We start from the raw sequence: 25,407 nt of genomic DNA on the forward strand, positions 1-25,407 counted from the left end.
CGGCCTTCTTATAGCGGGGGGCGCATATGCGGCTTTCGATCCTGATCGCGGCGGCGGCCGCGCTCGCCGGGGCGGCACCGGCCAGTCACAATCCTGTCTTCGCGGGTGCCGACCCCGACATGGTTGCGCTGTGTGGGCGCTGGTGGATCTATCCAACCGACGGCACCGCCAAACGGTTCTACGCATACCAGTCGCCCGACCTGCAACACTGGACGCGCTCCGCGCCGCTGCTCGACATGGCCGATGTCGCGTGGATCGGTGCGGACGGCGTGCACGACCACGGACTGTGGGCGCCAAGCCTGACCGCCGCCAACGGGCGCTATTACCTTTATTATGCGGTCGGCCCGCAGAACCCGACACCGAGTCTGCTCGGCGTCGCGGTGGCGGATAGCCCCGACGGCCCGTTCCTGGACAGCGGCAAACCGCTGCTGACTGGCGGCAACGGCTTCGAGGCAATCGATCCGATGGTGTTCGTCGATCCCGCGAGCGGCAAAGCCTATCTTTATGCAGGCGGCAGCGCAGGCGCGACGCTGCGCATGTTCGAGCTGGAGCCCAACATGACCGAGATCGCGCGCGAGATCCCCATCGAGACGCCGCCGAATTTCACCGAAGGCGCGTTCCTGCACGTCCGGCGCGGCATCTATTATCTGTCGTACAGCCACGGCCATTATAACAGGCCTGACTATTCGGTGCACTACGCGACCGCGCCGCACGCCACCGGGCCGTGGACCTATCGCGGCGAAATCCTCCATTCGGATGCGACGCATCAGGGGCCGGGCCATCACGCCTTTGCGCAGAACCCGGCGACCGGCCAGTGGTTCATCGCCTATCACCGCTGGGAGCGCGGCCCCGGCCCGGGCCCGTATCGCGGCGCGCGTCAGATCGCGATCGATGCGATCCGCTATGCGGCCGACGGCCGCATCCTGCCGGTGCGGATGACCGATACGCCTCCGCCCGCCTCGCCGCTGCCCGCCTCTTCCTGCCGAAAGGATCGCCCATGATTTCGTCCAGCCGTCGCGCCCTGTTGAAGGGTGCGCTCTCGGTCTCCGCGGGCGCGGCGCTGCTGCCGCCTGCCGCCATCGCCGGTGCGGCGCCCGACACGCTCAACGCGCATCTGTCGGGCTATCTTACCGGGCTGCATGATCCGGTCATCATCCGTGAGGGCGACACCTATCACGTGTTCGGCTCGGGTGGGTGGCAGGGCCATCCGGGGCCGAGCTGGCGCACGTCGAAGGATCTGCGCGTGTGGACCGACAATGGCTCGCCGTTCGACATTCCTGCCTGGGCGCACGCCGCCATCCCCAAGGCGACAAGCATATGGGCGCCCGACATCCACTTCGTCGACGGGGTGTTCCGGCTGTATTATTCGGTCTCGACCGGGGGCAGCATGCGCTCGGTCACCGGCTTCGCGACCAATCCGACGCTCGACCGCACTGCACCCCTTTACAAATGGACCGACCACGGGCTGGTAATCGAGACGCACCCCGGCGACGGCTTCAACGCGATTGATTCGAACTTCTTCCGCGACGAGGGCGGCAACGACTGGCTCGAGTTCGGCAGCTATTGGGGCGGGCTGAAGCTGATCCGGCTCGACCGCAAGACCGGCAAGCGCGCAGCCGGCGACACGCAAATCCGCTCGCTCGCCTATCGCCCGGCCCCGGAGGGCGCGGACAACCCGATCGAGGGCGGCTTCCTGTTCCGCCACGGCGGCTATTACTACCTGTTCGCGAGCTTCGATTTCTGCTGCCGAAAGCTCGCCTCCAACTATTTCGTCGCGTGCGGGCGTTCCAAGTCGGTTACCGGCCCCTATGTCGATCGCGCGGGCAAGCCGATGATGGAAGGCGCGGCCAAGACCGTGCTGATCGAGCAGCCGTGGGGCAGCACGCGCTGGCGCGGACCCGGCCATTGCGGGCTGATGCACGACGGCGCGCGCGACCTGATCGTCTATCACGCTTATGATGCCGAGCATGACGCCGCGCCGACGCTGCGCCTGGCCGAGCTGCGCTGGGACGCCGAGGGCTGGCCGATCGCGCTAAGCTGAGCGCGCGGCGAGCAGCGCCTCGACCGCCTGCGCGGTCGCCGCTGCACCCGCCGCATCGGGATGGAACGCCGCGCCGGTGGCGGGATGCGCGCCGTTGGTCCACGGCACGGCGCTGCACGCGTCGTGATCCTGCGACGCGGCGGCCATGTCCACCACCGCCGCGCCCGCCGCACGCGCCGTCTCGCGCGTGACCACCGCGAGCCGATCCGCCACCGCGCGCAGCGTCGCGACCTGCGCAGGCGTCAGGCCGAGCGCGTCGCAGCTTCCCTGCCGTGGCAGCACGGCCGGATAGGTGACGATCACGATCCGCGCGTGCGGCGCGCGCGAGCGGATCTGCGCGAACATCGTCTGCAACCGCTTGCGCAAGGTATCGAACGGCCGCAACCCGGCCGGGCGAAGCATTGCGCCGGGATCGTGCGTCGCGGCGGTGTGGATCATGTCGCCGACATAGTCGACATCGTTGCCGCCGGCGGTGATGGTGACGAGCGTCGCATCGCCGCGGACCGCCGCGATCTGCGGCGGGAGGCCGCCCTGCCCGGTCGCAACGATCTGCTCGACGGTGGCGCCGCCGCACGAGGCGTCGAGCAGCCGCAGCCGCAGGTCGCGCGCAACGCGCTGCGGATAGCCAAGCGCGGTCCGCCCGCAGATCGCGGGCGCATCCGCCAGCACCGGCCCGAGCCCGACACCGGCGGCATAGGAGCTGCCGAGCGCGACATAGCTGCCCATCGGTTCGGGTGCGGCGGTGGCCGCGCTCGCGCCGATCATGGCGAGGGCGGCAAGTCCGGTGCGCATCGTCATCGCTGTCGTCTCCGCTCAGAACGCGAACGCGTCGGTGGTGCGCCGCTCGGCGAGCATGAACGCGTCAGCGACGATTTCCAACGGGCGAACGTCGACATCGCTCCGCCCCGCGGCGATCAGCTCCGCGAAGCGCGCGTACAGCCGCCGATATTCGTGGTCGGGCGCCTGCTGCGGCGCCACGCCGGGCAGATGCAGGATGCTGCCACCCATCGCCAGCCGCAGCGTGCCCGCATCGGTGTCGATCTCGATATCCCAGGTTTGCGGTCCGGTTTGCAGGAAGTCGAACGCCGCGGTAACGGGCGCGCCGCCGCTGCGCATCGTCAACTCCGCCGCGAGCGGTGCGCCGCGCCCGGCGGGCACCTCCATCCATGCCGATTCGAGCAAGAGCGCCTCGGGCAACAGGCCGGTGACGATCGACAGCGCGTTGATGCCGGGATCGAACACGCCGAACCCACCGCTCGCGAGGATCCACTCCTGCCCGGGATGCCAGCGACGGACATCCTCTTTCCAGAAGATCCGCACCGCCCTGACGTGTTTGTCCGCCAGCCATGCCCGCGCCGGCGCGACCCCAGCCGCCTCGCGCGAATGCCATGTGGTGAACAATGTGACGCCTTTCGCCTCTGCCAGTGCGCGCAGATCGGCGACCTCGCACAGCGTCGCGGCGGGCGGCTTCTCCAGCATGACGTGCAACCCCGCCGCGATCGCTGCGGCGGCCTGCGCGTGCCGCCCGCCGGCCGGCGTGCAAAGCGACACCGCACCGAGTTCCGCATGTTCGAGCATTTGCGCGATGTCGGCATAACCCGGTATGCCGTCGACCACATCGTGCGGACTCGCCGTGGCGGACAGTTTGAAGCGCGCATCGCCAGTGATCGCGGGGAGATGCTGATCGCGGGCGATCTTGCCGATGCCCACCACGCCAAGCCGTATCGCGTCCATCACCAGCCTTTTATATGATATATATGCTATTCCTATTGCGCGCGTCCGGCGGTATCAAGTCGATAAGAGGGAGAGACATATGAAGCGTTTCACGACAGCCGCGGGCATCGCCGCAATGGCCCTGATGGCCGCCACCCCCGCGCATGCGACCAGCTCGAAGCGCGCCACCTTCGGCACCATGCCCGACGGTCGGCCGGTCGGATCGGTCACGCTCACCAATGCCAAGGGTATGTCAGCGACGGTGATCGCCTATGGCGCCGCGCTCCAGTCGGTGATCGTGCCCGACCGGGCCGGGCAGAAGGCCGACGTGCTGCTCGGCTATAGCGACCTCCAGCATTATCTCGACAAGGGCCAGTATTTCGGCGGCACCGTCGGCCGCTTCGCCAATCGCATCGCAGCCGGCCAGTTCACGCTCGACGGCAAGCGCTATCAGGTGCCCGTCAACGACGGCAAGAACGCGCTGCACGGCGGCACGCAAGGGTTCGACAAGGTGCTGTGGCAGATCGTCTCGGTCAAGGATGGCGCCACCGCGTCGGTGACGCTGCGCTACGTCAGCCGCGACGGCGATCAGGGCTATCCCGGCACGATGACGGTCGATGCGACCTATTCGCTCGGCGAGAACGACCACCTCACCATCGAATATGTCGCCACCACCGACAAGCCGACGATCGCCAACATCAGCAACCACAGCTATTGGAACCTGTCGGGCGAAGGTTCGACCAACGGCGCGATGGGGCACCGCGTGACGATCCCGGCGGAGACCTATCTGCCGACCGACGCCGGATCGATCCCGACCGGCGCGTTCCAGCCGGTGGCGGGCACCGTGTTCGACTTCCGCACGCCGCACGTCATCAACGATCGCGTACGCGACGCCAGCGACCAGCAGATCGCGTTCGCCCGCGGCTACGATCACAACTGGGTGATCGGCAAGACGGTGACGCGCGACCAGCACATGATGGCGAAGGTCGAGGATCCGGCCTCCGGGCGCGGGTTCGAACTGTGGTCGAACCAGCCGGGCCTGCAATTCTACTCGGGCAATTTCCTCGACGGGACGACGCACGGCAAGGCCGACCGCGTCTATCGGATGGGCGACGCGATCGTCATGGAACCGCAGATCTTCCCCGATGCGCCCAACCAGAAGGGCTTTCCCGACGCACGGCTGGCGCCGGGCCAGACCTATCGCAACGTGATGACCTATCGGTTCACCACCGGCGCGGGAGCGAACTGACATGGGTGACCGCATGATGATGCGTCGCACGTTCCTGATCGCCACCGCCGCGATCACGCTGGCCGCCGGAGCGACGCCCGCTGCCGCGCGCGACCAGTGGAGCAAGGCGCAGGCGAATGCCTGGTACGGCAAGCAGGCGTGGCTGGTCGGATCGAATTACACGCCCGCCACCGCTATCAACCAGCTCGAGATGTGGCAGGCGGACAGCTTCGATCCGGCGACTATCGACAAGGAACTCGGCTACGCCCAGTCGATCGGCATGAACACGATGCGCGTGTTCCTGCACAACATGCTGTGGGAAAATGATCCCGAGGGGCTCAAGAAGCGCATGGACCAGTTTCTTGCCATCGCAGCGAAGCACAAGATCCGCCCACTGTTCGTGCTGTTCGATAGCTGCTGGGATCCGAACCCGAAGGCCGGACCACAGCGCCCGCCGATTCCGGGTGTGCACAACTCGGGCTGGGTGCAAGCCCCCGGTGCTGCGCGGCTGAAGGATGTTGCGCAATACGGCAAGCTCGAAGCCTATGTGAAGGACGTGGTCGGGCATTTCGCGGGCGACCAGCGTATCCTGGGCTGGGACGTATGGAATGAGCCCAACAATGAGGGCGGTGGCAATTACGTACCGACGCCGGACAAGAAGGCCTATGTCGCGAAGCTGCTGCCGCAAGTGTTCGCCTGGGCGCGTTCGGCGAACCCGACGCAGCCGCTCACCTCGGGCGTGTGGACTGGCGATCATTGGGACGATCAGGCGACGCTAGATGCTGTCGAAAAGACGCAGATCGGCCAATCCGACGTGCTGAGCTTCCACGATTACAGCTGGCCCGAAACGTTTGAGAAGCGTGCGCGCCAGATGCTGAGCTACGGCCGTCCAGTGTGGTGTACCGAGTTCATGGCGCGCGGTAACGGATCGACCTTCGACGGATCGCTGCCGATCGGCAAGCGCCTCAACATCGCGATGATCAACTGGGGCTTCGTCGACGGCAAGACACAGACGCGCATGCCGTGGGACAGCTGGAAGAAGCCCTATACCTATGAGGAGCCGACGCTGTGGTTCCACGAGGTGTTTCGCGCCGACGGCACGCCGTACCGCCAAGCGGAAACTGCCCTCATCAAGCGGCTTAGCGATGCGCCGCGCGGCGTCGTGCCAAGCGCTGTGCGGTGATGGCGACGCGGAGGGTGGTACGAACTCTTCCCCCCGCGTCGGCCGCTCGCTAAGCAGCTTTGATCAATAGGTGGATTTATCTGATCTTTCGTCGGTGACGCTTACGGATGTGGGGAGTGGGCGATGTCTTCGGAGCCGGAGGAAATTAGGACGTCGCTCGGTCGCAATCTGACCTACGGCCTGCTTGACCATCTCGGCAAGACCATCGTCACCGGCGGCTATGCCGAGCGGCAGTTTCCCACCGAGGCCGAGTTGTCCAAACAGCACGGTGTCAGCCGTTCTGTAACGCGCGAAGCGGTCAAGATGCTGACGACCAAGGGGCTAGTCAGCGCGCGCCCGCGTCGGGGTACAATCGTCGAGCCGTCGAGCGCGTGGAACCTGTTTGACCCGGACGTGCTTCGCTGGCTTCTCGATCGCAAGTTCTCGATCGATCTGTTGCGCGAATTTAGCCAGCTTCGCATCGCGATCGAACCCGCCGCCGCCGCGCTTGCCGCGAGGTTCGCCGACAATGCCGGACTAGCCGCGATCCGTGCAGGGTTCGACCGCATGCGGGTGGCCGAGACAGGCGGAGACGATACTTTAGAGGCTGACATCGCCTTCCACGTTGCGATCCTACGCGCGTCGGGAAATCCCTTCTTCGCACAATTCTCTGACGTGGTCGCGACCGCGCTTCGCACCTCCATCCGCTTCACGAACCGCATTCAGGGCCGCACCGCCGATCTTGCCGCGCACGAGGCGGTTCTACGCGCGATCGAGGCGCGCGACGTCAGGCGTGCGCGCACTTCGATGCTATACATCATCGACGAGGTGATGGAGTTGATCGTCCGCTCGCCCGCTGTTTAATGTCACGACGGGCCGATCACAGCCGGATTATGATCGCGGCTGCAACGCAACGGCGGCAAAGAAGACAATCGGGAAACTGGCGTAACATATGACCACGCGCGACAAGGCTTTATACCGCTCAGGGCATGCTTCGAGCGCCTGCGGCGCAGGTGGAGGCATATTTTCCATGACCGGATCGCTGCGGGATCTAAAGTCTGAAATCGAAAATGCGATGTGGTTTCCAAACTAAATTCACTTACGCCCAGCGCGTTCATCAGGTTCGCTCAGATGACGTCCGGATGATGGCACTCGATTCAGCTCGACGTGCTAGAGGTTTTGGCAAGTGAAGTGACACGGCGTCCGGGAAAAGCCATATGAACCGAAGCCCTCCAACTGTCGGAACATGTGCTCGGCGAAATCGTGTAGATAGTCGGTCATTTATCTTACCAACACGCTACTTGCCGACACGACCTTTTCACGCTCAACGGGATGTATATCGACTGCAGATATATCCCAACGCTCTTCGCAGGAGGTTGTGCACCTAGCAGGTTCGATACAGCTACACCGAGTTATATAAATTCTGTGTATAACGGCCGAGCCGGCGACCATAATGTGCTGTGCTCGGTGCGCTTCCTATCTGTGGCACCTTCGGCTTACGATAAGAATGCGTCTTTCGCCGATCGGGCTCGCAACGGCAGATTTGACACAACTTGCCATTCGCTGAGCGCGAATCAACCCTCCGCGCGCGTCAATCGTCGACGCCGAAAACCATCTTGAGTCACGCGTGCGGTCGGCGGACCGGATAAATAGAGATCAATTCATCGGCCGCGTCGTGCTCGGGCTGACCCCCGTCCATGAGGGAGACCCGATCTACGAAGAAGCTCAGGACTGGCTGTCCGACCAACTCGCCCGCGGTATTCACCCATCTTACGACGGCAACGCCGAGGTGGAGCGCAGTCTCCGGCAGATGTGAGCGGCCGGCCCCTTGGGTCTGATCACCTCCGTTGTCCGGGGAGACTGCACATCCGGTTTCGAACGCTATAGCATCACGGCATGACAAGGGCTTCATCCGGCAGAGTGCGTCTCGTCCATACGTCCGACTGGCACATAGGTCAGGAGCTCCACGGCCACGGTCGCGACGAGGAGCACGACGCGTTCCTCGCGTGGTTGCTCGATCGGCTGGTCGAACTCGACGCCGACGCCCTGGTCGTGACGGGCGACATCTACGACGTCGCCAATCCGCCGGTGACGGCGATGGCGCGGTTCTACGGCCTCCTGCGCGATGCGCTCGCGCGGTGCCCCCGCTTGCAGATCGTCGTCGTGGGCGGGAACCACGATTCCGCGGCCCGCATCAGCCTTCCCGGCGCCTTGCTCGGGCGCGGTCGCGTCCATCTGGTCGGCCAGATTCCCCGTCGGGAAGGTGAGCTGGACGTCGATGCGCTCGTCACGACACTGGCCGGACACGATGGCAAGCCGGCTGCGGTCCTCGCCGCGATACCGTTCTGCCGGCCGGGTGATCTCGGTCGGGGCGATCTCGCAGCTCTCTACTCCGAGGTAACCGCCGCGGCGTTGGATCGGGCGCAGGGTCTCCCCGTCGTCCTCACTGGCCACCTGCATGTATCAGGCGGCGACGTGTCGGTCGACTCCGAGCGCAGGATCGTGATCGGTGGCGAGGAGGCGCAGGCCTCGACGCTGTTCGACGCCCGCGCCGCCTATGTCGCCCTCGGCCACCTCCATCGGCCGCAGAACATCCCCGGCGGAACGGTGATCCGCTACGCTGGCTCTCCTCTCCCACTGTCGGTCGCAGAGCGGGATTATCGCCACTCGATCAGCGTCGTCGACGTCGGTCCCGAAGGGGTCACGCTCGACGTCGTCGAGATACCCCGCCTCGCACCGTTTCTGTCGTTGCCGGTCGGCGACCCGCTCCCGCTCGACGAGCTCGAGATTTCACTCGCCGCCTTCGACTTCGGTGATCCCGCCACGCCCGGCAGTCGTCCATTCGTCGAGGTATCGGTCCTTCTCGACAGACCGCAGCCGGGCGTGTCCGCGCGTGTCCATGCCGCGCTTGCGGGCAAGCCGGTCAGGCTGACCCGCGTCCGCTCGGTCTTCCCGGAGGCGGCCGTCCGCGACCGGCTGGACCGGGGCGAGACGCTCGATGAGCTCGAGCCGGCCGCCGTCTTCGCGTCGCTGCACGCCGACCGCCATGGTGGCGAGCCTGACGAGGCGCTGGCCCGGGCGTTCGCCAAGCTCGTGGTCGCCGTCCAGTCGGAGGATCTACCGTGAGAATCCTCGCGATCAGGGGCAAGGACCTGACCAGCCTCGCCGGCGAGTTCGAGGTGAACTTCGACGCGGAGCCGCTGGCTTCCGCGGGCATATTCGCCATCACCGGACCGACCGGCGCGGGGAAGTCGACCCTCCTCGACGCGGTCTGCCTTGCGCTCTTCAACGACGTCCCGCGCCTCAGCTCCGTGTCGTCCGGCCACGTCGGCACGTCCGGTGGCGAGATGCTGACGTCGGGCGATTCGCGTGCGCTGCTGCGGCACCGCGCCGGCGAAGGTTTCGCGGAGGTCGACTTCGTCGGCCTCGACGGTGGCCGCTACCGTGGCCGGTGGTCGGTCCGGCGCGCGCGTGGGCGGCCCGACGGCGCGCTCCAGCAGGTCGTCCAGACCCTGGTCAACCTCGATACCGGCGACGCGATGGGCGGCACCCGGACCGAGACGCTAGCCGAGATCCGCCGCCTGATTGGGCTCAGCGCCCATCAGTTCGGACGGGCGGTGATGCTGGCGCAGGGCGAGTTCAACGCCTTCATCGACGCCGACGCCAACACACGTGCGGAACTGCTCGAGAAGCTGACGGGCACCGAGCTCTACGCCCGCCTCGGTGCCGCCGCGCGCCTTCGGGCCGAATCACTGCGCCAGGGGATCGCCGCGATCGAGGTGCGCATCTCCGCGCAGAACGGCCTTGACGACATTGCGCGGGCGGCAGCCGAGGAGAGCCTCGCCGAGGCCCGGCGGTTTCACGGCGCGGCGGCCGGCGATCTCGCCGCGCGAGGACGCGACCACGACTGGCATGTCCGCGCCGGAGAACTGGCGCGTCTCGTCGAAGTCGCCGAGGGCGAGCGGGCGGCTTCGGTCGAACGCAGGTACGAGGCCGAACCGCGCCGCCTCGACCTGGCGCGAAAGAGGCTGGCCCATTCCGCGGTCCCGACCTGGCGGGCGGCCGCCGACGCGGACGCCAAGGCGGCTGAGACCAGGACGAGGATCGAGGCGCTGAGAACCGAGGCCGACGACGCGCGCGCGCGAACGGCCACCGCCACGACCGCGGAGGCTGATACCGTGCGCGGCTTGGCCGAAGCCGCAGCGGAGCGCGATCGCCTTCGACCGGAACTCGAAGCGGCCAGGGCGCTAGATTGCCGGCTTGCTGACGCCGAAGGCAAGCTCCTGCCGCTGGCCGACGCGCGGGCAGCGGCGACCGCCCAAGCCGCGGCGAGTGCAGATGCGCATGCGTCGGCGACCGTTCAGCGGGAAGAGGCGAGCGGGCGTCGCGACGCGCTCGCCGCGTGGCTGAACGAGAAACAGACGCGTGAAACCTGGTCCAGCCGTGTCGACGATTTGAAGGCCGATATCACCGATCGGGCCGCTCTCGCCGAACGCGTCACCGACCTCGACGCGGCACGCGTGTCGCTCGGTGGCCGCATCGAAGCCGCGCGCAAAGCGAGAGACGAGACGGCGACGGCCGCCGCCGCGGCGCGCGACGCCCTGGCGGCGGCGGCATCTGCCTCTCGCGATACGGAAGGGGCGATCCCCGCCGCCGGCGAGGCGAACGAGATTGAGATGACGCGCAACGCATTGCTGGCGATCGAACCCCGTATGCTCACGTTCGAGCGGGCGACCGCGGACATCGGCAGGGAGTCGGCGGCGCTCGCCGCCAACCGCGCTGAGCTCGCACGACTCGAGCAGGCCATCTCGACCTCGGGCGACCGGCTCGACGTGATCGAGGCCGAGCTGCCGGCCCTTCGCGAGCGGCAGGAGGAGGCCGCACGAGCCGGTGCGCTTTCGGCTGCAGCGTCCGACGACGCGGCCGCGCGTCTGCGCGAGACGCTCGTCGACGGCGAACCATGTCCGGTCTGCGGCGCTGTGGACCACGCGGTCGCGGCGCTCGCGGGCCTGATCGACGGCCGTGCCGCCGCCGATGCGGCCCGCGTCGCGGAACTAGGTGCCGCGATCGGCGCGCTCGACGCTGAACGCGCGGTGCTCACCGACCGTATGGAGGGCGACCGGTCCCGGTTGGCCGCGACGGCCCAGATAGCCGGGGGCGGATCAGCTATGGTTGCCGGTGCCGAGGCGATACTCGCCGACGCGGGCTCGGCGCTCGAAACCGTGCTCGCCGCGTGCGGCATCGAGAATGACGTGGCGGAGGTGAGGTCGCTCGTCTCGGAACGCCTCGCCGCGCTCGATGCGCGGCGCGACCGGCTGGCGGCGGCGCGCGAGGCCGCGCAGTCGGCACAGCGCGATCTCGACGGGGCGCGGATTGCCAACGAAGGTGCGCGCGACGCGGAGCAGGAGGCCGGGAGGGCACTACGCGATCTGGAGATCGAGGCGGCCGGTAACACCGAGCGCCTCGCCGAAGCGACGTCACGCCTCGGCCAGGTGGAGCGCGACCTTGACGAACGCCTGTCCGTGCACTTCGCCTGGCGCGACGACCGCGCACCGCTGGAGACGCTCGAGCGCCTAGTCGAGGAGTGGCGGACGCGACGCTCGGATCTGGCTGAGATCGAGACGGGCATGGCCGGACTGACCGACGCGGTGCATCGCGCGGACGTCGTGAGGGAGCGGGACGTCGCCCGGCTCGCCGATGCAGAACAGGCGGAGAAGGCGACGTCGGCTGAGCGCAACGCTTTCGTCGCGGAGCGCGCTTCCAAGCTCGGCGGCGAGAGCGTCGGAGCTGTTGCCGAGCGCCTCGACGGTGCCGTGGACGCCGCCACGGCGGCGAGGGAGGACGCGCGCCTGGTGCTCGGGCGCGCACGGACTGACGCCGCGGGCGCGGCGGCCCGTCAGGAGGAGGCGGTCGGCCGGCTCGCCCTAGAGGAAGCCGATGCCGGGCGCCGGCGCGAAACCCTGTCGCGTGAGCTGTCGGAGAAGGATCTTGACCCGACCTGGGTGCAGGCCGCCGCGGAGGCGGGGACCGGCGAGCTGGACGCCGAGGAGGCGGCCTTGGCGCAGCTTGATCGCGCGGTTGTCGCGGCGGAGGCCGGCCTTCTCTCCCGCGTCGCCGACCGTGACGCTCACGCGCGCACCGAGGCGCCGGCGATCGCGGTCGACGACCTCGAACCGGCCCTGGACGCCGCCCGCTTGGCGGAAGCGGTTGCAAGGGAGGTCTTGTCCGAGGCGGAGATGGTCATCCGCCAGGATGACGCGGCGCGCACGGCGACCGCCGAACTCCGTCGTACGCTCGAGGGTGCGCGCACGGACGCGCAGCCGTGGTTCGCGCTGGACGCGCTGATCGGCGACGCGACCGGCAACCGCTTCCGGCGCTATGCGCAGGGACTGACGCTCGAACGGCTACTGATTCACGCGAACGCGCGGCTGGCGGAACTCAAACCGCGCTATTCGCTGGAGCGCGCACCCGAGAGCGAGATGCTCGTGCAGGTCATCGACAACGACATGGCGGGCGAGGTCCGGGGGCTGCCGAACCTGTCGGGCGGCGAGCGGTTCCTCGTGAGCCTCGCCCTGGCGCTGGGCTTGTCCGAGATGTCGACCGGTGGCGGATTGCGCGTCGAGAGCCTGTTCATCGACGAGGGCTTCGGATCGCTGGACAGCGCCAGCCTAGGGCAGGCGATCGGAGTCCTGGAACACCTTCACGCGACGGGCCGCAGGGTCGGTGTCATCAGCCACATCGACGATGTGAAGGAGCGAATAGCCGTGAAGATCGCGGTTTCACCGACGTCCAACGGGACCAGTTCGATCGAGGTCGTCGAAGGGTGAGCGACCAGCCGTTCCGCGACCGGGTCCGCGAGCGCGACCTCGACAACTTCCTGATCGAGGAGTTGCAGGCCTCGGCTGGGTTCCGCAACTGGTTCGTCGGGAACGTGGTGCCGGCGTTCGCCGAGCCGGCGGGGCTGGAGATCCGACTGCAGAAGTCGCCGCCTAGGTTGCAGGACGCCCGGCAGACTGACGTGCAGATCGGCTGGTTCGACGCCGCCGGTGAACTCCGGGCGGTCGTGCTCATCGAGAGCAAGGTGACCGCCGATTTCCAACCGGGCCAGGTCGAGGCCTATGTCGCGGAGCTTGCGGCTGCGCGGGACCGCCTGGGAACCGCCAACGCAGCGACGATACTCGTAACGCCGGAGGGCCGTCTGGCCGGTTTGACCGGCGCGGCGGCGTTTGACGCCCGCGTATCGATCGAGGAGATCATCGACCATCTGGAAGACCGGCGGCGGTCGGACGGCCTGTCGCCCGAGCTCGATGCCCGGCTCGATATGCGTGTCCAGCTGCTTGAGGCGCTCTGCGGCAAGCGGGCCGCGTCCGGTTGGATCGCGACGACCGTCCCGGAGAAGCGCGACTTCGCCGATGCCTATGCGGCGCTCGCGCGCGAGCGTCTCCCCGGTCTGAAGGTCCGCCTGTCGACTGACGGGCCGAAGGCGATCACGCGCATCTTCGAGGGTCTGGATCTGCCGGGATTGCCCACCCCGGCACTCCGCCACGAGTTCGGCAGCGGCGTCGCGTGGAAATGGGCCAACGCGCAGTTCGCCGGCCTCTCGAGCGCGGTCGACCGCCTTCGGTCCTCGGGCGTGCTGGCTGGCACGAGGTTTACCGCCGAGCCGGCGGGCAAGTCGCTGGCGATCCGCGTCCAGACCCCGGGGATCGATCCCACCGCCCCGTTTGAGGGCCAGCGCGAAGCGGTCGTGGCGGGCCTCGACGCGATCGGCGAACTCGCCACTTGGCTGACCGGGAACGTAGCTGGGCTCGCACCGCTACTGTCCAGCAGCGCGCCATCGCCGAGCCCCGCTGCTCCGGCCGCAATCGTTTCTCAAGATCGCGAGCGGGTGGAGCGCGAGTTCGTCGCAGCGCTCCGGGACATCTACGCCCAGTGCGACGCCCTCGGCTATCAGCCGACCGGCATGCTGCAGATGGTAGACCGTCTCGGCGGGATCGGCACCGCGCGACGGCTGCTCGAACTACCGCCGTCAGACGGCTTCGGGCGGCTGGCGCTGCTCGGGCGCGTCGACCTGGCGGTCGAATCGCTCGTGCTGCAGTCGCGATGGGCCGGCGTGTTCGCCGAGGATGAGCTTCGGACAGCCAGGAGGCGCCTCCGCTAACGAACTGTCGGAGCTCAGTTGCCGGATAGGAACGAGATGCGCGGATCCTGGTCCGGAGTCACGCTCAGGACAGTCTCCTCGTCGTCATCGTATTCGTCGGCGACGACCGCGCGGAAGGAGACGTCCATCTTCACGGCGACCCTGGCCGAGGCGCTCGCATCGAAATAGTTGTAGTCATCGAAGTCTCTTATCGACACCGACACCCAGTCGGGCACCGAATACGCGTCCCCCTTGTGCACCATTAGGTGCAACTGGACGTCGCAGGTGAGCGTGATGGTCGCAGAGAGGTCTCCGCCGCCCCAGTCCGTGAACTCCGAGATTTCGACCTTGTCCGGCTCTTCGGCGAACTCGATCTCGCCGTCGTTGCCGTCGCTGGGGATTTTCTCGCTCCAGACCGTCTTGCCCTCGAGAAACATGTGCAGTCGTTCCGTGGCCCAGGTCACGAGTTCCTCCCGCGCCCTCTCGACCGGGTAGTGATCCTTGACCCTCAGCCAGGCCTTGTTGGTTTCAAGCTCCATGCTGAGATCGCCGATCTCAGGCATCTTCAGCGCGTCTTCGACGCTAGTCAGGACCGCCGCCCCGTCGATCTCGGCGACCGCGCTGGCGAGCTCATTGTCCTTGCAGAGGAAATACGCGCTCTTGACCTTGGCGATGATCTCCGCGGCCGCAGCGAACACGAAGCCGTCGGGGATGTCGTTGCGCGCCTTGACGTCCTTGAACGGCTTGGCGCCCGCGAAGTAGCGCGAGAAGGCGACCTCCGCCTGCCCCACCGTCAGGCCGAACACCTCGAATCGGGCATCCCTGAAGTACCGCTCGAACGAGTCGATGCAGAGTTGCTCGTAGTCGTGCTCCGGCAATGCGGCGCTCGTCGCCGCGTAGGCGGCGCGCTGATCGTCGGTGAGTAGCGGGTCATTGGCATACCTCTCCAACGACTTCTTGACTCCGGCGGCCGCCTTGATGAGGTCTTCGCGCCATTGCGTCCGCCGCTCGTTGAGGACGATCTCAGGTATGTAGACTTGGATCTTCCTGGACGCTGATATTTCTATCAGCTGGCGGAATGGAGCGGACTGCCAGCTCGTGTTCCGCAGCACGTTCGTGTCGAAAATGATCACCGGGTCGCCGGCCATTCTGGTCTCCGTTTTCCGGACTCCGACTGGCCCAATTCCCAACGTTGCCACTCTGATCAGCGATCACCGCATGTGACGCAACCGCCGAGTGAGGGCGCTGTCGCGGAAGGTTGCCGTGACGTGTTCGATATCGCGCAGCGAGCCGCGGGCAGCGCCCAAGCGGAATGTCCTATGTGTTGCCTCTCTCGTCATGAGCCGCCGCAGACTAGGCCACGTCCGCGTGAAACGGCGCCCAAGATAGGTCGCTTTGCGGAGGCCGCCGACAAACATATAAGCGCAGGGGGCCTCCAGCTCTCCCGACAAGAAGGGGTTACACGGAGATGAACTATCATACCGACTTGGCGAACCGTCTACCGCCCGGAGTGCGCAACGCCGCATATATGATCGATTGGGAGCTGACTAAGGGCGGAAGGACCGACGTTCCTCGTCTCGTCGACGTTACCGTTCCAATGCGCGACGACGAGTCCGGCTTCGTACGTTTCGTGTTCGAGATAGCGTCCGGAATTTTGATAGCTCTAGGTTGGTATCGGACTCCTGCCCATTATGAGCGCGCGGAGTACAGAGAGGACGCCGTCAAGAATATCTGCACAAAGGCTTGCGCCATCTTCAAAGACCATTTTTTCATCAAAAACTTCGAGACCATTAGAACATGCGCGGAGGATCTGGTAGCCAACGCGAGGGACTGCGGGCTGCCAGTTCAATTGATCGACGTCCGCCTCACCGAGACCGGAGAATTCGGGGAGAATATCGGAATTCTTCTGGAAATCGAGACACTTGCGCATAATCTGCGTTACCGCACGATATTCTTGACCGCCTCTGATAAGGAAACACTTAAACTAAAGTTTTCGTACGAGATGGACTCGGTAAAGCATTTTGTCGACGCCCGCTCACATTTGAAAGCAAACGGCGCTCATGGCACGATCGATCTTCTAGCGCTAAACACCCTAAAAATTTCCGGTCGTTTGGATTGCGATTTACGTTCTATGATAGACAAATTAAAAATAACTAATCGCAACGACGAAGAATTATTCTGGAAGTTTGGACGGATAACGTCGAAGAGTAATAAATATAAAGACGTTCACTGGAATGAGAATTGCCTGATTATCAATAATATCGTCTTGCCTGACGTTGTTTGCGCAGGTGCGTTAGGAAGGCCGGTCACAGATTTGATCGAGGGACCCGCGTTCTCGAGCAATATGATGATAATAAAAGTTAATACTTGGCCAGAAGAAGGACTAGAATTTTCCAAGGTTACCCTAGACTTGCCGAAATACTTCTTCAACATCAACAGTAACCGAATTTGGCCAGTACCAAGCCGACGCACTCCGCCCCTTCGATGATCCGCATCCCTGGGTTGCCGAAGTCTGTTGTGAAAATGTCGACATGTGTACATAAAACGCTTGCTTAAAACCAAATCCGGTCACCGTTTCAGCCAGACGTTCGGCAGGTTCATCATAACGGCCGGTCCACGTTTTCGCCTTGATCCCGCGAGCCGGGCCGGGAGGTGCAGGTGCAAGCGACGACGCTCTCACCCGTAGTCGCCTGGCCGAACGTCCCCTCCAGATCGATCTACTCAGAAGGCCTCCGGAACTGCTCCCCCCACCCAAGCGCCTTCTTCCATAGGTGAGCGGGTAGACCGCCGGACCCGTCAAACAACCTGACCATTTGCGGTGCTATCAACCGCGACATGCTGCCGACGGACGATCCCCGAGTTGCGCGTCAATCTTTCCAGATCAGTGCGGTTGCGAAGCGGTTGTAGAGGGAAAACTTTAGAACCGAACCTGGCACGGGTCGCTTTCGACGCAATAAGAAAAGGGTATTTGCATGACGGAAGAAACAGAATCGATGCGCGACGCACGCCACGAGCTCGAGATGCTTTCGGCGTCCGATCCGATAGCGCAGGCTAACATGCTCCGCCACGTCGTCGCCTTTCGGATGTTGCTCACGGGGCATCGGTACGATCAAAACTGCGACGATCTTCTAATCGCCGCCGGTTTCATCCTCAAGCACAGGCCCGAAAATCTCCTTGGTGCCGCCTGCCGCATGGATGCACGCGAACGCATCCACATCGGGTTCGATGTCGACGACGCCGCAGCGCCACCACTGTCCCTGGCACTTTTCGTTCCGCAATGGGGACAGGTAACGTGCTACGATTCGTGTCGGATATGGTCACCGGCGAATGACGGACGGGCGCTGATCGTTCCGTCGAACGATCCCGGTTTCGGCCATTACGCGTACCGTCCCGGCGCGAAACTCCGCCGTTTGCACGGCCTCCCGTCAGGCGATCTCGATGCTGGCTTTCGACGCGCCGATGCGCGGATAGCGAGACTTTTGAAGTCGGACGAGCTTACACGACTGCGTTCCAATCGTTTCCTCCACGTGCTCCGCAGCGGAGATGGCGAACTCGCCTGCCACACGACGAAGCTCGCCGCTTGATGTCCGCTGGGCGGATGCGCCCGATGCAGCCTCCCCCACGACCCTCCCCGGTTGGATGGCCGGCGGAGAGGGAGCCGAACTGACGCCGGGCGCGCGCGCGTTACGATTTCACGCTGATGAGATTTTGGCGGGTTGGCGTCGACCAAGTGCGCGAGCAGATCAACGCGAAATTCCAGTCGTCCAAGGCGCTCGGCGATAGAAACCGCCGCATGCGCCGCGGTACGGTGGGACGGATAGGCATAGGTCCGGCGTGGGCACATACCCAAATCGGGTATAAATCTACTTATAAGTTGTATTTGCTGTGACTAGCTTGGGACCTCACAAAGATGGAGGCATTATGCTGGAGCATGGTACGGACGTGCACGAAATCCTTGGCGCGACCGCGCACGAGTTGCAGATCGACGACCTCACTATCTTGAGGGAGGGATGGCGCCGTTTCGAACGCGAGCTCGAAGCCTCGATCGCCGCTTTTCGCCGCGTTGGCGCTCCGTCTTCGCACAGTCATCACCAGTCCGCAGAGCATGAGGCGGCGCTGGACAGGATGGAGGCCGTGGGTGACCTCCACAGGCTGCTGCGCTCGGCACCCGATCGCGTCGCATTGGACGAGCACGTCTCCGAGCTGATCCTCACCCTGGCGCGTTGCACCCCACTGCAGATGATGCCGACAATAGAGATGGATCTGATCACTGCACCGGTCGATGGACGCGTCTGCCGCGGCGTGAATCTCATGCTCGTGGCTCTCATCGCCGGCGAACTCGCCGGCGGCCCCATCCACACGGACGGACACGTCGAGATCGACATCACCCTCGGCGCGTTCTCCCTGGAGGTTCGGGTACGCGACGTCGCGGGCGAACCACCGGATCGCGTGGTCGTCGGCGGGAAGCTCCTCAGAAAGGTGGTGTCGTCGCTTGGGGCCAAAATGACGTCGTCCAGAGGTCCGGGCATCGCGACCGTGCTGATCACCGTGCCGCTGCCCACCGCGTTCCCCTGGCGGACCTCGGGCAATGCGTAGGCTGCCCAACCACATTACCGCCACCATGGTCCGCGATCTCTCGATCTGCGAGCATCGCTTCCACCTGGATCTCGCCGGCGATCACGCGAAGCGCGACGCCGTCGGCGTCTTCGTGCAGATGCTGTGGGCTGGCGGCATGCGCCATGAAAAAGAGATCTTGTCCACGATCGAAGGCCCCGTCGCCGATCTCCGCGACGTCGATCTGGACGAGCGCGAAGAGGAGACCTCGCGGGCGGTGGCGGCGATGGCCCCGGTCATTCTCGGAGGCCGCATAACCCACGCGGACCAGCTCGGCATGCCCGACGTCATGCGACTCGATCCCTCGCGCGGATACATTGCAGGCGACGTGAAGTCCGGCGCGGCCGATGAGCCCGGCGGCCCGACTGGACGCAGATGCAAGAAGGACTACGGCGTCCAGATCAGTCATTACGGCAAGATCCTGGCGCAGAAGCGATGGGGCCCATCCGGGTCGGCGTTCATCATCGACCATGACGGCGAGGAGGTCGAATACGACCTGATGACCGCGATCGACAACCGCGGCACCACTATCGACGGACTCCACACAAAGCTGCTCAGCCGAGCACGACTGATTCGAAACGGCTGCATCGAAACCTCGCCGGCGGCGAGCGCCGCCTGTGCGCAATGCCACTGGCGGTCGTCATGCCGGCGCGAATTGGAGGAGCGCAAGGATCCCACCCTGCTACCCCAAGTCGGCCGATCGCTAAGGCATGCCTTGGGACCGACGCTCGCGAGCGTCCCGCAAATCGCCGCGATGCGCATGTCGAACTACAGCACCACGAACGGATCCTGCGTACTGAAGGGCATCGGCATCGAACGCCTCGCGCGAATCCGGGACCGTGCCATCCTCCTCACCGAACCCGATGCCAAGCCGTTCGCGCGGCGTGCCCTCGATCTGCCGGTCCACGCGCATGAGATTCACTACGACGTGGAGAGCGATCCGCTGCAGGGGGGCGTGGTCTATCTCCACGGCTTCCACGAGGTCGTTCGCGGACCCGCCGGCGTCGAAACGCGCTACACGGCGTTCTTCGCCTACGACATCAAGGATGAAGGGACGGCGTTCGAGAATGCTCTGAACTTCCTGGCCGCGAGACCCGACGCCCACATCTACATCTGGTCGCGGTTCGAGCGCACCAGCATGCGCCAACTGCAATCGCGCTACCCCGCGGTCTGCGGCACCGAAGAAATCGAGGACCTGTTCCGAGAGGAGCGCTGCACCGACCTCTACACGGATGTCGTGCTCAAGCACACGGAATGGCCGCTGCATTCCTACGGATTGAAGAAGATCGCGCGGTACTGCGGGTTCGAGTGGCGCGACGAGGATCCGTCGGGTGCGAATTCGATAGCCTGGTTCTCGAGCTGGCTCGAGACCGGCGATCGCGCGATCCGCGACCGCATCATCCAGTACAACGAGGACGATGTGATCGCGACCGCGCGCGTCCTCGAAGCCCTTCGCCTGCTCGAGGTTCGTCAGTGAACGGCATCGGCAACCCCATGCCGGGCGAGCGACAGCTGTTAGATGATGCGCGCCCGCGCGGTTCCGCGCCGCTTGCGACGTTGCACTCCTTCCCCGCCATCGGCACGCGTCGGGACGGCTTCAGTCCCGACGCCGGCGATCATGCGCGCGCCCTCCCCGGTTGCCCGGTCGCGGCTGCTTGCACAGTCCGCGACGGCCATTCGTCGTGAGCACGGAAGCGAACGCCGCTGCAGAGCATCTGAGGATGCTGTCGGGCCGTATCGTCGATCTGGTGGACGGATGCATCGAGCTCGGCACGACCGTACGCCGCATCGGCGATGAATCGGCCGCCAACTACATCGACGGGGCCGGCATGAGCCTGCGCATCGCCGGCCGCGCGCTGGCGGCCCACCTGCCCTCCAACATTCTCCTCGAGGGCGATCTGACGCGGGCGCTCGAAATGCGTGTCGGCGCTCCCGGCCTTACGACGACCATCACCCCCGCGCGGCGTACCGGTCCGGACCTCGGCGTCTGCCTGCTCAAGTGCACCGGCACCTGTGCCTCCTTCGGCGATCCGCTCGGCAGCGCGCTGCTGGAGGACGCGCTCTGGCGCTGGGCGTGGCTGCATGTGGACGCCCGGACCACATGGCAGACAACACGCGAAGGCGCACGCGCCCTCGTCGCTGTCCTTAACGACGCCCGACCGCCTGTCGAAATCGGGAACGGAATGGCAGGACGCGTTGACGGGGAAGTCGTACGCGTGCTCGCAGGCCTTGGCTGGATGATCCATCCCGACCAGCTCTGACCGGCGCCGTCCAGGCGTCCGAGATCCGACGGACGTCACCTGCGCGATTTCACGCCGAACTTCGGCAGGCTCTCCCTCATGGCGTCGTACATCATCGCCTTCTCGGCGAACGCTTCCGTCTTGGCGATCTGATCGGCCAGGAGGCTTCGCGAAGCCTGGAGGCTCGCGGCAAGTCCCCTCGCCCCGATCCGATCCGGCGACCAGTCCGGTTCGACGAGCCTCTTACCCTCGCGCTGGATGAGGTACCAGATCCAGCGATACTTGGCCTGCTCGAACCCTATCGGCGCACGCTCCGCCCCGCCGAGCTCGGCGCAGACGCTCGAGACCGTCACCCGGAGTCTGCGAGCCTCCCATTTCCGCAGATTGTCGGCGTTCTCTGGCCGCCTACCCTCCTGCAGATGCAGGAACGCCTCGTAGTATTCGCGCTCGCGCGTGTTCATGATCTCGCGCGGTCGCGCCGCGAACCGGTCGACGTCGTCATCGCTCAACGGCGGCAGCGGCACTCCGCGTGTGCCCGAACGACGCGCAGTGACGCCTGCATCCGCTGCGCTTCGATCATCGGGTTCAGCCATGATCTCCACTCCTCAACTCCTTGTCCGTCGGGGGATCGATCCCAAGTTCGGCAAGTCGCCCGGCGATCCGCTCCGAGCGCACACGAAAGCTGTCGTATTCCCGCCGACGCCCCACCGTGATGGCGGTGAGCCAGATCGGCCGGACCACGCGGTACTGCTCCAGCAGCGCATCGGCGCGGTCCGACCGCGACGGCACCACCGACTGACCCACCGTCTGGCGGGGGCGTGACAGGCTGCGCTCGAGCACGATCCTGTTGACCGCCTCGAGCAGTTCCGACGGCTCGGCCGCCGCGTGCAACGCGGCGACATCGGCGAGGTGCGGAAGATGGGTGGCGGGCAGCTCCGCCGCAGCGACCGACGGCACCGCCCGCGAAAGCTGCAGCATGATCCGTGCGACCTCGCGGCTCGCGAACTCCCGCGCCGGTTCCAGCATAGTGGGGTCGTTCATGACGTAGTCGACGTCGGTCTCGTCCTCGGAGTCGTGCTTTAGCTGAACCGAAAGCGGCCCGAGCAGGCGTTCGTCCAGCCGCATGAAGTAGTTGGTCAGGGACTTGCGCATGTTGGTGGGTACGATCTCGTCGCCCTTCTCCTTGACGATCGCGGCGACCTGGGCGTCCGTCAGCTGCAGAACCGGCCAGTCCACCTGAGAGTAGAAGCGCTTGAGATGCTTGCGAACCTTATTAAGCGTCATGCCGTCGCACGGCTTCGACCGAAGCTTTGGATCGGGATGAAGGTTGAAACGCACCTGCAGCTTGTCGCAATCACCGCGCCACGGCGTATGCATCCAGTCAATCAGCTCGATCGCTCGGACCGACGGGGGCGGCAATGCCGCGCCGATCGGCGTGACCCCCATCGCCCAGACGTTCGGCTGGGGCTGCTCCTTGTGTTTGAAAAGCGTCCCGTGCAGCAGATACAGGACGAGCCCTTGGTCCGGCACAGACACAGCCTCGACACAGCGTGGCAACCCCGTATCCTCGTCGTAGCCAGCCACCGGCGAGACGTATTCACTCGGCCTGAGTCCGATCTCGTGGAAGATTAGGTGCGCCATCGCACCCTCGATCAGTCCGATCAGCCAACGGACGTGAATGACCGCCTTGGCCGGTGTGTCGACCGAGCCCGGAACCATATGCCACGGCCTGCCACCGATGGCCCGATATGGGCCCCGCCTGACCTCCGTCAGCAGTTCTGGCGGAGGCGTGCCGCCGTTCTCCGCGAGCAGGTTGAGGATCCTCGTCTGAAGCGACGCGACGTCCTGGCCGAACTCCAGATGCCGCTCGCTGCTTACGAACAGCAGAGCCGCCACTTCGTCCGGCAACGGGGGACGCCTGCCGTGCTCGCGGCAGCCGAACGACGCGATCACCTCACCGAAGCCTTCGACCGCGAACGGATCGAACCGCAGCTCCGCCATTCCGGCCGCAGCGAACGCGTCGCGTTGATGCCAGAGGTCGCGCCAGATACCCAGTTGCCCGCGGATCGGCTGCTCGGGCGGTCCGCCTCCATTGGGCCCAATCGGATAGCCCTCCTTGAGCGCGTCGACGAGAAGCGCGAAGTGGGCCGGGATCAGCCGGTCTGGTCGGTTCGCGAACCTTTGCATGAACGCAAAGCCGCTGGCGAGCCGCTCGGGGGTGCTCGCCATCGTTGAGATCCGCATGGGTGCCACCGCGCCGACGCCGCCGATGGCGAGCCAGATCCACATCTTGGCGGTGTTGCGATAGCGCGACGGCGTCCGCCGGAAGTCGAACGTGTGCGCGACCAGGCCATCCTGCTCGCTATCGAGCCGCCAGACGCTCTCGCGCCACAGAGACGTGGTGGAGACACGGAAGCCCCCACCGCGGATTTCCCTCAGGGTCGGTCGCGGACGCAGACGGACCATGTCCCGCGTCTTCAGAACGTCGGCCATCGCAATGCTCCCCTCAACGAAGGAACCCGCGGCAGATCGGCGGTCGGCGTGTCGCGCACGGCCTTGTCGAACGATGGTAGCCAGCGGTTGACGATCTCGCTCTCGATCACGCGGAAGACCCCGATCCACTCGACCTCCCGGCCCTTGACGTTCTCCGCGCGCACCGCGTCGAGCAGCGCCAGAGTGCTGGCGTAGCTGCGGACGCAGTCAAGGTCCGGGCGGCCGAACCTGCACGCCGGGCAGCGCCCGATCGCATCGCACATCTCGCCCTCCGGCGCGGTCGAGAAACCGCGGTAGTAGGGCTGCGAGCAGTTCCATCCCGGCGTCGCCGCCTGGTGGTTGCCGCCGACCTGGCCAAGCGTGCGCGCGGCGAACCTCGCGCGCATGTCGCGAGCCCTAACCGGCATCGCCATCGCCAGACGCAGGAGGTCGCGCCACACGCTCTCCTGCGTAGTGTAGTTCCGCCGCCGCACCTTGCGAGAGTGGCGCCCCACCGCCGGAGCGAGCGCCTGCGACCCCTCGCTCACCCGGTCGACCAGCTCGATCGTCGTCGGACGGATCGACGCGGCGGTGAAGTGCGGCAGCCCGTACTTCTTCTCGAAGTTTCCCAGCAGCCGTTCCGGCGCGTTCTTGCTTCCCAAGTGGCAGATGAAGGGGCCCGATGCCGAAGGCAGGCCCAGCCACATGATGAACACCCGCCGCGCCTCCTTCCCGGCACACAGACGGAGATCGGAGGTCCAGTCCCGAAGAAAACTACGCAGCATGCCCGGGTTGACCGGCTCCGTGCCGTTCAAATATCCGGGAAGCTGCCGGACCCCGCCGGCGCGGTCCTTCTTCTTGCTCGTGATCGTCTCGACCCCAATCGTGTCGAACTGCCCCCAGTTCATGTCGCGCGCGAGTGCGAGGTTGAGACGGAAGAAGTAGATCAGCAGCACGAGGCTCGACCCGAGGTTCCTGTAGCCGGGGCCCCACCACTCCTGCAGCGTGGGATAGCCGATCGCCGCGCATGCGTCGGCAAGGTCAGGAGCGAGTATCCTCATTTCGCCCCGCAACGGCAATCGGCGGATCCCGTCGCCTTCCGGGCCGTCCGGGAATCTCGCCCGGATCTGCGCCATAAGGGTAAGGATCCTCGCAGCGTCCGGGTCGGACCAGAGAGAATGGCTCGCGTCTCTCCGTGCGTCGAACCTAGCCTTGTGGACGAGGATGTCGTCCGCGGCGGCGGAAAGCACCCGGTGCAGGTCGCTGCCGATGAGGACGTCCGTCTCCCCCGCCTTTGCGCTTGAGAACGGGTTCGCCGGACATTCCGCGGTAAACCCGGGAAGGCCCGTCAGGCAGCGCACCGCGAACCAGTACGAAACCGACTTGTGGCTCTCGCCTCCGGGTTGGACACGCAGGAAGTCGATGAACCGGATCATGTCGCCGTAGCCGAACGAGGCCGGGGTCAGCGCACCGTTCTCGGGAAGCGCCAGGAAGGCGAAAAGGCCGCGACGGAGGGTCTTCGCGCTGTTCTTCGGCGTCTTGCCAGAATGCTCGGTGTTGAACAGCCCGGCCACGAACGTCGCCACCGGAATAGCGAACGCCGGTGCATCGGCGAGGAAGGCGAACGCCTGCTCATATGCCAGGGAGCCATCCTCCCGCCGCCACTCGATGCGGTGCGGCAACCCCGTCGACGGGTTCACAACGACCGTCCCAGGTCGCGGTGGCGGCTTGAGCTCGCGACCAGAGCCGGATAGCCGGGCGGCCTGCGGCGTGCCCTCCATCATGCGGTGGATCAAG

Annotated in this window: 19 protein-coding genes; 13 read left to right on the plus strand and 6 right to left on the minus strand. The window is 65.6% G+C overall.

From position 1 onward, the window contains the following. The first annotated feature begins 26 nt into the window (after nt 1–26). Together L8F97_RS04905 and L8F97_RS04910 are read left to right on the plus strand one after the other, a co-directional pair. Nucleotides 27–1,001: a family 43 glycosylhydrolase gene (locus L8F97_RS04905; protein WP_242146998.1), complete on the plus strand. Its 975-nt coding sequence runs from the start codon at nt 27–29 to the stop codon at nt 999–1,001. Continuing rightward, nucleotides 998–2,041: an arabinan endo-1,5-alpha-L-arabinosidase gene (locus L8F97_RS04910; protein ID WP_242147000.1), complete on the plus strand. Its 1,044-nt coding sequence runs from the start codon at nt 998–1,000 to the stop codon at nt 2,039–2,041. Before L8F97_RS04905 ends, L8F97_RS04910 begins: the two co-directional genes overlap by 4 nt. Here L8F97_RS04910 and L8F97_RS04915 read toward each other — a convergent pair. Further along, the gene (locus L8F97_RS04915; protein WP_242147002.1) at nt 2,033–2,839 is read right to left on the minus strand and encodes an SGNH/GDSL hydrolase family protein; all 807 of its coding nucleotides are present in this window, start codon (nt 2,837–2,839) and stop codon (nt 2,033–2,035) included. The genes L8F97_RS04910 and L8F97_RS04915 overlap by 9 nt on opposite strands. Nucleotides 2,840–2,854: 15 nt before the next feature. Continuing rightward, the gene (locus L8F97_RS04920) at nt 2,855–3,775 is read right to left on the minus strand and encodes a Gfo/Idh/MocA family protein (protein ID WP_242147004.1); all 921 of its coding nucleotides are present in this window, start codon (nt 3,773–3,775) and stop codon (nt 2,855–2,857) included. A gap of 79 nt (nt 3,776–3,854) precedes the next feature. Between L8F97_RS04920 and L8F97_RS04925 the strand changes: the two genes are divergently transcribed. The 6 genes from L8F97_RS04925 (at nt 3,855) to L8F97_RS04950 (ending at nt 14,305) form a co-directional block, all read left to right on the plus strand. Continuing rightward, a complete protein-coding gene (locus L8F97_RS04925) occupies nt 3,855–5,003 on the plus strand; it encodes an aldose epimerase family protein (RefSeq protein ID WP_242147005.1) in 1,149 nt (382 codons plus the stop codon). A gap of 1 nt (nt 5,004) precedes the next feature. Further along, entirely contained in the window at nt 5,005–6,165 is a 1,161-nt protein-coding gene (locus tag L8F97_RS04930; protein ID WP_242147007.1) for a cellulase family glycosylhydrolase, read from the plus strand. A gap of 123 nt (nt 6,166–6,288) precedes the next feature. Then, complete coding sequence (locus L8F97_RS04935) at nt 6,289–7,008, plus strand: FadR/GntR family transcriptional regulator (protein WP_242147008.1); 720 nt, start codon at nt 6,289–6,291, stop codon at nt 7,006–7,008. A gap of 1,032 nt (nt 7,009–8,040) precedes the next feature. Then, entirely contained in the window at nt 8,041–9,270 is a 1,230-nt protein-coding gene (locus L8F97_RS04940) for an exonuclease SbcCD subunit D C-terminal domain-containing protein (protein ID WP_242147010.1), read from the plus strand. After that, a complete protein-coding gene (locus L8F97_RS04945) occupies nt 9,267–12,971 on the plus strand; it encodes an AAA family ATPase (protein ID WP_242147011.1) in 3,705 nt (1,234 codons plus the stop codon). The genes L8F97_RS04940 and L8F97_RS04945 overlap by 4 nt, the downstream gene beginning before the upstream one ends. Further along, nucleotides 12,968–14,305 carry a hypothetical protein gene (locus L8F97_RS04950; RefSeq protein WP_242147013.1) on the plus strand — a complete coding sequence of 446 codons (1,338 nt, stop codon included), beginning with the start codon at nt 12,968–12,970 and terminating at the stop codon, nt 14,303–14,305. The genes L8F97_RS04945 and L8F97_RS04950 overlap by 4 nt, the downstream gene beginning before the upstream one ends. Nucleotides 14,306–14,319: 14 nt before the next feature. On the opposite strand, the gene L8F97_RS04955 is transcribed toward L8F97_RS04950, so the two are convergent. Then, complete coding sequence (locus L8F97_RS04955) at nt 14,320–15,432, minus strand: PIN domain-containing protein (RefSeq protein ID WP_242147015.1); 1,113 nt, start codon at nt 15,430–15,432, stop codon at nt 14,320–14,322. A gap of 320 nt (nt 15,433–15,752) precedes the next feature. Here L8F97_RS04955 and L8F97_RS04960 point away from each other — a divergent pair, with 320 nt between their 5' ends. The 5 genes from L8F97_RS04960 (at nt 15,753) to L8F97_RS04980 (ending at nt 21,159) form a co-directional block, all read left to right on the plus strand. Then, nucleotides 15,753–16,772 carry a hypothetical protein gene (locus tag L8F97_RS04960; protein ID WP_242147017.1) on the plus strand — a complete coding sequence of 340 codons (1,020 nt, stop codon included), beginning with the start codon at nt 15,753–15,755 and terminating at the stop codon, nt 16,770–16,772. Nucleotides 16,773–17,256: 484 nt separating this feature from the next. Continuing rightward, complete coding sequence (locus tag L8F97_RS04965; RefSeq protein ID WP_242147019.1) at nt 17,257–17,868, plus strand: hypothetical protein; 612 nt, start codon at nt 17,257–17,259, stop codon at nt 17,866–17,868. 337 nt (nt 17,869–18,205) lie between these two features. Beyond that, nucleotides 18,206–18,880, plus strand: coding sequence for a hypothetical protein (locus L8F97_RS04970; protein WP_242147020.1), 675 nt, complete (start codon nt 18,206–18,208; stop codon nt 18,878–18,880). After that, entirely contained in the window at nt 18,873–20,375 is a 1,503-nt protein-coding gene (locus L8F97_RS04975; protein WP_242147023.1) for a TM0106 family RecB-like putative nuclease, read from the plus strand. Before L8F97_RS04970 ends, L8F97_RS04975 begins: the two co-directional genes overlap by 8 nt. Nucleotides 20,376–20,580: 205 nt before the next feature. Then, nucleotides 20,581–21,159: a hypothetical protein gene (locus tag L8F97_RS04980; RefSeq protein WP_242147025.1), complete on the plus strand. Its 579-nt coding sequence runs from the start codon at nt 20,581–20,583 to the stop codon at nt 21,157–21,159. A gap of 35 nt (nt 21,160–21,194) precedes the next feature. Here L8F97_RS04980 and L8F97_RS04985 read toward each other — a convergent pair whose 3' ends face one another. The 3 genes from L8F97_RS04985 to L8F97_RS04995 all read right to left on the minus strand — a co-directional run bounded on the left by L8F97_RS04985 (nt 21,195) and on the right by L8F97_RS04995 (nt 25,406). Further along, a complete protein-coding gene (locus L8F97_RS04985) occupies nt 21,195–21,647 on the minus strand; it encodes a hypothetical protein (RefSeq protein WP_242147028.1) in 453 nt (150 codons plus the stop codon). 76 nt (nt 21,648–21,723) lie between these two features. Beyond that, the gene (locus L8F97_RS04990; protein ID WP_242147029.1) at nt 21,724–23,631 is read right to left on the minus strand and encodes a hypothetical protein; all 1,908 of its coding nucleotides are present in this window, start codon (nt 23,629–23,631) and stop codon (nt 21,724–21,726) included. Then, nucleotides 23,616–25,406 carry a hypothetical protein gene (locus L8F97_RS04995; RefSeq protein WP_242147031.1) on the minus strand — a complete coding sequence of 597 codons (1,791 nt, stop codon included), beginning with the start codon at nt 25,404–25,406 and terminating at the stop codon, nt 23,616–23,618. The genes L8F97_RS04990 and L8F97_RS04995 overlap by 16 nt, the downstream gene beginning before the upstream one ends. Between the last annotated feature and the right edge of the window lies 1 nt (nt 25,407).

The sequence above is a fragment of the Sphingomonas sp. BAUL-RG-20F-R05-02 genome (assembly GCF_022662305.1).
GTDB lineage: Bacteria > Pseudomonadota > Alphaproteobacteria > Sphingomonadales > Sphingomonadaceae > Sphingomonas.